The organism is Streptomyces sp. PA03-6a (assembly GCF_033792765.1).
In the GTDB taxonomy this organism is placed as follows: domain Bacteria; phylum Actinomycetota; class Actinomycetes; order Streptomycetales; family Streptomycetaceae; genus Actinacidiphila.
Map to the genome: position 1 here is coordinate 1 of NZ_JARAVK010000329.1, position 8,243 is coordinate 8,243.

The following is an 8,243-nucleotide window of genomic DNA, read 5'->3' on the forward strand; positions in this document are numbered from 1 at the left end:
CCCCGTCATCCCCTGGACCCCGCTCCCGGGGCTCGCAGACGTTGACCCACGGCCGTGGGCGAAAGGTTGTACGGATACGGCACCGGGGTGCGGGGCGGGGGTCAGCGGACGCCGCGCGTGCGGAACTGGACGCTGATCCGCGGTCCCACGGCGCGCGTGCTCTTGGGGATCGCGTGCTCCCACGTCCGCTGGCAGGAGCCGCCCATCACCACGAGGTCGCCGTGCCCGAGCGGCAGCCGCATCGAGGCCGCGCCCCCGCCGCGGGGCCGCAGCGCCAGGTCGCGCGGGTCGCCGACGGACAGGATCGCCACCATCGTGTCCTGGGTCGCCGACCGTCCCGTCCGGTCCCCGTGCCAGGCGACGCTGTCCCGGCCGTCCCGGTAGAAGCAGAGCCCCGCCGTGACGAAGGGCTCGCCGAGCTCGTCCGCGTAATGGGCGTCGAGCGCGGCCCGGGCCTCGTCGAGGACGGGGTGCGGCAGCCGCTCACCCTCCCCGTAGAAGGCCAGCAGCCGGGGTACGTCCACCTCCCGCTCGTACATCTGCCGTCGTTCGGCCCGCCACGGGACCGAGCCGGCCAGTTCCTCGAACAGGGCGTCGGCCCCCTGCAGCCACCCGGGCAGCAGGTCGACCCACGCGCCGCTGCCGAGCCCGGTCCGCCGGAGGCCGTCCAGCGGACCGAGCAGCAACTCGTCGGTCTGGTCGAAGAGCGATCCCTGGAGCGGTGCGGTCATGCGTCCAGGGTAACCCCTCAATCGAACAAATGAGCTATTCGCCGAACGCGGCCAGGTCGAGCCCGGCCAGCCGCTCGGGATCGGCCAGGATGTCCAGCTCGACGACGAGCCCGTCCACGATCGTGAAGCCCATGACCGACACCACCCGGCCCTCCGCCACGGCGACCACCCCCGGCGCCCCGTTGACCAGTGCCGGCCGTGCGTGCAGGGCAGTCCGCCGGAAGGAGAGCGCCTGGCTCGCGACCGTCCGCGCGCCGCGCACCTCCCGGGTCGCCCCCGGGAAGGCGGCGCCGGTGTCCGCGCGCAGCACGACGTCCGGATGGAGCACCGCCACCAGTGCCTCGAAGTCGCCCGCGCGTGACGCCGCCAGGAACGCGCCGACCACCTCCCGCTGCCGGCCGAGGTCCGCGTCCGGCGCCGGTGCGGCCCCCTGCACCCGGCGCCGCGCCCGGCTGGCCAGCTGCCGCGCCGCCGCCGGCGTGCGCCCGACCATCGGGGCGATCGCCTCGAAGGGCACCGCGAACATGTCGTGCAGCACGAAGACGAGCCGCTCGGCGGGCGACAGCGTCTCCAGCACGACCAGCAGCGCCAGCCCCACCGAGTCCGCCAGCAGCGCCGCATGTTCCGGGTCGCCGGCCGCGTCCTCCCGGCTCACCACCGGATCGGGCACCCGTACGTCGTCCAGCGACGACTCGCCCCGGGAGGTCCGCGAGCGCAGCATGTCCAGGCACACCCGGCCCACCACGGTCGTCAGCCAGCCGCCCAGGTTCCCGATCCCGTCCGCCCCGGCCCGGTTCAGCCGCAGCCACGCCTCCTGCACGGCGTCGTCCGCCTCGGCCAGCGACCCCAGCATGCGGTACGCCACCGCCCGCAGGTGCGCCCGGTTCTCCTCGAACCGCTCCGCCAGGAACTCCTTGTCGTCCATCGGTCCCATTCCCTCGTCGCGTTCCGCCGGCTTCCCTCGGCGCACTGACGAACCGGTCGCCTCCAATGTGACAGAGGGGTGTGACGGGGGCCGGGGCCACGGAGGGGCGGCGTCCGCGGCCCCTGGTCACCAGCCGGCGAACAGCCGTCCCCGGTGCGACGCGCGGCGGGCGCTGTTGAGCAGCGCCTGGATCTGGCTCCCCGCCTGGTCCGCGTTCTGCAGGCGGGACGGGAAGGGCAGGCGGGCGTCGGTGTGGCCGTTCGCGTACTCCACGCGCAGCGTGATCCCGTAACGGTCCACGGCCACGGGCAGGACCTGCCGCGCGCCGGGGGCGGGGGCGGGCTGCACCAGCCGCAGGAGCAGCGGCACCAGCTCCGCGTGGTCGTCCACCAGGTGCGTCAGCATCCCCGCCTCGGCCGTCGCCAGCGGGTCCGCCTCCGCCGTCGTCAGCTCGGCCAGGCCCACGGAGGCGGTGCCCTCCGCCGTCTCCAGCCTCGCGTGCACGAACTGCACGCACTGGCTGTCCGGGGCGTCCGCCCGGTACGGCGCGGCCGTCCAGCCGGTGACGGTCACGCGGGCCCGCACCCGGTCCCGTACCGGGGTGGGGGCGACGTCGGTGAACTCCAGCGAGATCGGGGTGCTCTCGGGGCCGAAGGCCGTCTCGAGGGGGTGCAGATGGACGTGGCCGGCGAGCGCCCGCGCGGTCAGCCGGGTGACCTCCGTGCGCTCCCGGTCGGTGACCACGGTCATGGAGTGGGCCGAGGCGAGGACGGACCGGATGCGTTCGGCGTGGGTCGGCCGGGCGGGAGCGAGGGGGGTGGTGGTCTTGCTGCGCATCCGGATCTCCGCAAGAGCTAGGTTAGGTTTGCCTAACCTAACCACATGTGCCCGGGTGTCGCCATCCCCCACGGGGCCGCACGTGCGCGGCGCGGCACGCGGGCGCGTTCCCTCCTCACGTCGCGGACCACGGCGCGGCGACCGGGCCGGCGTGAGACCGCCCCCGCTCCCACGCACAGCGCCACGAGGCCCGAAGCCCGCCGTGAACAGCCGCCGAGCCCGTGGTCGAGGCGGCCGGAGCCGAACCCCGACAGCGGTGCCGCACCCGCAGCGAAGGCGCCGACGCCAACCGCCACCAGCGCGTACGACAACCCCGGCGGCCTCCGGCTGCTCAGCCCAGCGCTCGTACCGCGTCCCGCACCTTCGCGGCGAGCGCCGCCGGCAGCCGGGCGTGACCCTGGCGTTCGGCGGCGGTCTGCCCCGGACCGCTGACCGCGTACAGCAGGAACGCCTTCAACGTCTCCAGGGAGGCGGGCTCGTTGCCCTTGTCGCAGACCACGGCGTAGCCGACCCGGGTGATCGGGTAGGCGCCGGGGGCCGCGCCCGTGCCGGCCAGGTCGAGCGCCAGGCCGCCGCCGCTCCCCGCCGTCCGCGCGGTGGCCAGGGCGCGCGTGGCGGTGGTGACGGCGGCCGCCACCGGCTCGGCCGCCCCGGTGTCCAGCCGTACCGCGTCGAGCCCTCCGGCCGAGGCGAAGTCCAGATAGCCGATCGCGCCCGGTTCCTGCGCGACCCGCGCGGCCACACCGTCCGCGCCGGCCACGCCCTCTGCTGCGCTCCCCGGCCAGTCGGACGCCGCCTCGTACGGCCACGCGTCCGGCGCCGCCTCCCGCAGGTACCCGGTGAACGTCCTCGTGCTGGTGGTGGCGTCGGCCCGGTGGACGGCCGTGATCGCCCGGGACGGCAGGGCGACGTCCGGGTTGAGCACCGCGATCGCCGGGTCGTTCCAGCGGGTGATCCGCCCGTCGAAGACCTTCGCCAGCGTCGGCGGGTCCAGCACCAGCCCGTCCACCCCCGGCAGGTGGTAGACGACCGCCACCGGCGTGGCCAGCAACGGCAGGTCGACGGCCTTGCCGCCGCCCGTGCAGAGCTTCCCGGACTGCAGGACCTCCCCGGTCGCCAGCGGCACGTCGGAGAGCGCGAAGTCCGCCGTCCCCTGCAGGAACGCCATCGTTCCCGCGCCCGAGCCCGTCGGCTGGTACGAGACCGTGGAGCCGGGGCAGGTCGCCTGGAAGCCGGCGGTCCACGCGTCCACAGCGCCGCTCACGGCGCTCGCCCCGCCGCCCGCGAGGGCGTCCCCGGCCCCCGGGCAGGAGAAGGACGCTTCCCCGGAGGACGCTCTCCGCTTCCCCGAGGGGCCCTGCGCCGCCGCGCCGTTCCCGTCCTTGCCGCCCGAGCCGTCGCGGTCGACGAGGAGGGGGATGCCCACCGCGAGCGACGCGGCGACCAGCACGGCGCCGGCCGCCAGGGCCACCCGTCTGCCGCGGGCCCGCCCGCGCGGCGCCGGAACCGGACCGGTGGGCCCCGCCTGGTCCACCGGTGGCGGCCCGAACGCCCCGGAGCGCGGCACCGGGCGGATGACCCGTGTGGCGGTGTCCCGGGGGCGGTCGGCCAGGGTGGGGGAGCGCTCCGGACCGGGCCCGGACCCGGGCTCGTCGGGCTCCGGCTCGTCGGGCTCCGGCTCCTCCGGCTCCGGCGGGGCGGGTTCCGGGTCCGGCCCGGATCCCCCGGCGCGGGCCAGCGTCAGGAAGGCCAGCAGCTCCTCCACCGAGGGGCGCTCCTGCGCGTCCTTGGCCAGGCACGGCGCCACGAAGGCGTGCAGTTCCTCCGGCAGCCCGGTCAGGTCCGGCTCCTCGTACACCACACGGAACCCGATCGCGTGCGAGCTGTCGCCGTCGAACGGGCCGTGGCCGGTCGCCGCGTACACCAGGACGGAACCCAGCGCGAAGACGTCGCACGCCGGGCCGACGGCGCCCGCACGGAACTGCTCGGGGGCCATGAAGGCGGGCGTGCCGACCATCGTCCCGGTCCTGGTCAGCCGCTCGGTGTCGGCGGCCCGGGCGATCCCGAAGTCGATGACGCGCGGCCCGTCCTCCGCCAGCAGCACATTGCCCGGCTTCAGGTCGCGGTGGACCAGCCCGGCCCGGTGGATGTCGCGCAGCGCCTCCACCAGACCCGCGCTCAGCCCCAGGACCTCCTCCGCCGGCAGCGGCCCCCGCTCCGCGACCCGCCGCGACAGCGCCGGTCCCGATACGAACAGGGTGGCCAGCCACGGCTGTTCCGCGTCGGCGTCGGCGTCGACCACGGGCGCCGTGAACGCCCCGCTGACCCGCCGCGCGGCCGCCACCTCGCGCCGGAACCGGTCCCGGAAGCCGGCGTCCTCGGCGAACTCGGGACGGACCACCTTGACCGCCAGCGCCCTCCCCGACACCGACCTGGCCAGGTAGACGACCCCCATCCCGCCCGTGCCCAGCCTGCCCTCCAGCAGGTACCCGCCGACGGACCGCGGATCCCCCTCCACCAGCGTCACCCGGTCGCTCCCTCCCCGCGCCCAGCAGCAGCACACAGCATAGGGAGCGGCCCCTCACCAGGGGCCCGTACCGGGCAGCCCGGACCTCACCGCCCGAGCGCGAACTCCTTGCCCTCCAGCGCGATCACCCGCGTGCGCACGCACCCCGGGGAGCAGGTCACCCCCCGCCGCCGGCAGGGCGCCGGGGCAGCCGTTCGCGAGGCGGTCCGGCCTCGTCGGCGACAGCTCCATGATCCTTCGAGCCTATCCACGGGTCGCGGGCTGCGGCAGGATCGGTTCCCAGCAGGAGGAACGCGAGACCCAAGTGGACGCTGCGGAGGGCACATTGACGGCACAGAGCGACATCGTGGCAAGGACGGTCCTGGACAGCGTCATACCGATGTTCCCGGCCCTCTCCCCGGACGGCGGCACGGTCGTCCACACGGCGCGGCCCCTCGCCATCGCGGACCGCCTGGCCAGTGCCCTGTGGGCGGTGCCCGCCGACGGCGGCGCCCCGGCGCGGCAGCTGACCGACGGCACGAGCTGGATCGGCGCCCCGCGCTGGACCCCGGACTCGGCGGCGGTCCTCTTCGTCACCGGCGGGCAACTGCACCGCGTACGCCTCGCCGCCGACGGCGGACCGGACGGCCCCGCCGAGGCCCTCACCGCCTGGCCCGGCGGCATCGCGAACCACCTGCCGCTCGCCGACGGCCGCACCGTCGCCCTGATCGCCGCCGACGCACCCGACGAGGCCGAGGACGACGACGTGATGGTGTGGACCGAGCGGACGGGCCCCGAGCCCTCCGCCCGCCTGCGCCTGCTCGACCTCGACAGCGGCGCCGTCCGCACCCTCGACACCCTCGGCGACCGGCACGTCGTCGAGGTGGCCGAGCGCCCCGACGGCGGCATGCTGGCCGTGCTCACCTGGGAGTGCGTGGAGGAGGACCCCGGCTCGCTCACCGCGGAGCTCCACCTCGTCGACACCGCCGCCTTCACCGTCCACGACCTCGGCCCGGCCGGGCACGCGGCGCAGCGCCCCGTCTGGTGGCGGGCCGAGGACGGCTGGCACCTCGCCCACCTGGCCACCACCCCGCCCGGCCTGGTCGGCTCCCCGGCCGTCCTGGACCGCGTGATCCCGGCCGACCCGGAGCAGCGGCCCCGGCCGGAGGCACGCGACCTGACCGCCGGCATGACCGTCTGCCCCACCGAACTCCTCCAGGTCGCCGACGGCCCGCCCCTGGCCGTCTTCGCCGACGGCCTGGACACCGCGCTGTTCCGGCTGGACCCCGGCGAGCGGCGCTTCCGCCGCCTGCACACCCGCCCGGGCATCGTCCACGCGCTCACCGCGAGCCGTACGGGCGGGACGGTCGCCGTGCTCGCGGGCACCGCGTACGAGCCCAAGGACGTCCACACCGGACCGCCCGACGGCCCGCTCACCCGGATCAGCGACACGCGCCCCGAGATCCGCGACATCCCGTGGGGCAGCCAGGAACGCCTCTCCTACAAGGCCTCCGACGGGCTCGCCCTCGACGGCCTGCTCCTCCTGCCGCCCGGCCGCACCCGCGAGGACGGCCCCTTCCCGTTGATCACCCTCGCGCACGGCGGCCCGTACGGGCGCTACAGCGACTCATGGCAGTTCCACATCGACCTGCCACCCGGCCAGCTCCTCGCCACCGCCGGCTACGCCGTCTTCCTCCCCAACCCCCGCGGCGGCGAGGGCCACGGCCACGCCTTCGCGGCCACCGCGACGGACGGCGCCGTCGGCGGGGCGGAATGGACCGACATCACCGAGGGCATCGACCTCCTCGTCGCCCAGGGCGTCGCCGACCCCGACCGCCTCGGCATCGGCGGCTGGAGCCACGGCGGCTACCTGGCCGCGTGGGCCGTCACGCAGACCGACCGCTTCAAGGCCGCGATCGTGGGCGCCGGCATCTGCGACTGGGGCATGCTGGCCGCGACCGGCGAGCAGGGGGCCGTCCGGGAGTCGGCGGGCAGCGGCAGCATCGGCTGGGAGGGCCCCGGACCCCACCCCCACGACCGCGTCAGCCCCGTCTCGTACGCCTCCCGTGTCCGTACCCCGGTCCTGATCCTCCACGGCGAGGACGACACCAATGTGCCGGTCAGCCAGGGCCTCTTCCTCCACCGGGCCCTGCGCCACCACGGCGTCCCCCACGAGTTCGTCGTCTACCCCGGCGAGGGCCACATGATCGGCGGACGCGGCCATCTGCTGGACCTGCTGCGCCGCAGCGTGGCCTGGTACGACCGCTGGCTCACCGCCCCGCAGCAGCCCTGACCCGCACCCGCCGCTACCGCCCTGCCCCGTACTCCTCGGTGCAGGGCGGCAGCACGTCGAGGAACTCCTCCGTGGTGAGGATGGCGTGCGCGTAGACCGGCGCGTTCACCTCGAAGGTCGCCTCCATCTCCGCCGGGCTGAAGGCGGCGATCGCGTCCCGCACCAGGGTGACGTGGTAGCCGAGCTCCTGGCCGAAGCGTGCCGTGGTGTCGACGCAGGTGTTGGCCCGCATCCCGATCAGCACGATGCGCGACAGCCGGTGCTGCTTCAGCTGGAAGTCCAGGTCCGTGTTGGCGAAGCCGCTCGACGACCAGTGCTCGTGCACCTGGATCTCGCCGTCCACGGGCTGGAAGTCGTGGTGGAACTCGCCGCCCCAGGAGCCCTGGGCGAAGACCTGCCCCTTGACGGTCGCCTCCTGGGCGGGGGAGAGGTGCTCCCACTCCTGGTAGTCCCCGGGGGCGGTGCGGCGGTGCGCGACGAAGAACGTCCGGATTCCGCGGGCCCGGGTGGCCGCGAGCACCTCACGCATGTGGTCGAGCAGCCCCACCTGCTCGGCCACCGCCTTCGCGCGGGGCCACAGTTTCCCGCCGTCGGACAGGAAGTCGTTGTACGGGTCGATCAGCAAGAGACCGGTGTTCGCGCTGGTGTATCCCACTGCTTCCATGTACCGATTCTCGTCCCCGACCCGCAGGGCCACCTGCGCAGCAGGTCACGCCACGGAAGCCGGTGCGGCGGCGACAGCTTCGCGGATGCCCCACTGCCGCCTTTCCGGAAGGGTGCACATAATGGAATCGGAGGGCGCACGGGAATCGACCTCAATTCCCGCTGCCCCACGTCTGGGGAGAGTGCCGTGAGTTCCATACCTCCTCCGCCCGAACGCCCCACCGGCCCTCCGTCCGGACCGCTGTCCGGCCGGCCGTCGGGTGAGCACCCACCGGTGACACCGGGCGC

6 protein-coding genes are annotated in these 8,243 nt (G+C 75.2%); 1 reads left to right on the plus strand and 5 read right to left on the minus strand.

All coding sequences use genetic code 11. From position 1 onward, the window contains the following. Positions 1–101: 101 nt before the first annotated feature. The 4 genes from PV350_RS41650 to pstS all read right to left on the minus strand — a co-directional run bounded on the left by PV350_RS41650 (position 102) and on the right by pstS (position 5,020). The gene (locus PV350_RS41650) at positions 102–731 is read right to left on the minus strand and encodes an alpha-ketoglutarate-dependent dioxygenase AlkB (protein ID WP_499514008.1); all 630 of its coding nucleotides are present in this window, start codon (positions 729–731) and stop codon (positions 102–104) included. A 34-nt stretch (positions 732–765) separates the two neighbouring features. Then, positions 766–1,656 (minus strand): sigma-70 family RNA polymerase sigma factor, encoded by an 891-nt coding sequence (locus PV350_RS41655; protein WP_500338613.1) that lies wholly within the window; start codon positions 1,654–1,656, stop codon positions 766–768. 126 nt (positions 1,657–1,782) lie between these two features. Beyond that, positions 1,783–2,493 carry a DUF2470 domain-containing protein gene (locus PV350_RS41660; protein ID WP_499514010.1) on the minus strand — a complete coding sequence of 237 codons (711 nt, stop codon included), beginning with the start codon at positions 2,491–2,493 and terminating at the stop codon, positions 1,783–1,785. A 331-nt stretch (positions 2,494–2,824) separates the two neighbouring features. Next, positions 2,825–5,020, minus strand: a complete 2,196-nt coding sequence (gene pstS / locus PV350_RS41665) for a phosphate ABC transporter substrate-binding protein PstS (protein WP_500338614.1) — start codon at positions 5,018–5,020, stop codon at positions 2,825–2,827. Positions 5,021–5,366: 346 nt separating this feature from the next. On the opposite strand from pstS, the gene PV350_RS41670 reads away from it, so the two are divergent. Beyond that, on the plus strand, positions 5,367–7,292 hold the full coding sequence (locus tag PV350_RS41670) for an alpha/beta hydrolase family protein (protein WP_500338616.1): 1,926 nt from the start codon (positions 5,367–5,369) through the stop codon (positions 7,290–7,292). A gap of 13 nt (positions 7,293–7,305) precedes the next feature. On the opposite strand, the gene PV350_RS41675 is transcribed toward PV350_RS41670, so the two are convergent. Further along, entirely contained in the window at positions 7,306–7,956 is a 651-nt protein-coding gene (locus PV350_RS41675; RefSeq protein WP_499514013.1) for a cysteine hydrolase family protein, read from the minus strand. Positions 7,957–8,243: the final 287 nt, after the last annotated feature.

Excerpts from the sequence above, each read along its gene's own strand:
- PV350_RS41650 (WP_499514008.1), bottom strand. The coding sequence starts at position 731 with ATGACCGCACCGCTCCAGGGATCGCTCTTCGACCAGACCGACGAGTTG.
- PV350_RS41655 (WP_500338613.1), bottom strand. The coding sequence starts at position 1,656 with ATGGACGACAAGGAGTTCCTGGCGGAGCGGTTCGAGGAGAACCGGGCG.
- PV350_RS41660 (WP_499514010.1), bottom strand. The coding sequence starts at position 2,493 with ATGCGCAGCAAGACCACCACCCCCCTCGCTCCCGCCCGGCCGACCCAC.
- PV350_RS41675 (WP_499514013.1), bottom strand. The coding sequence starts at position 7,956 with ATGGAAGCAGTGGGATACACCAGCGCGAACACCGGTCTCTTGCTGATC.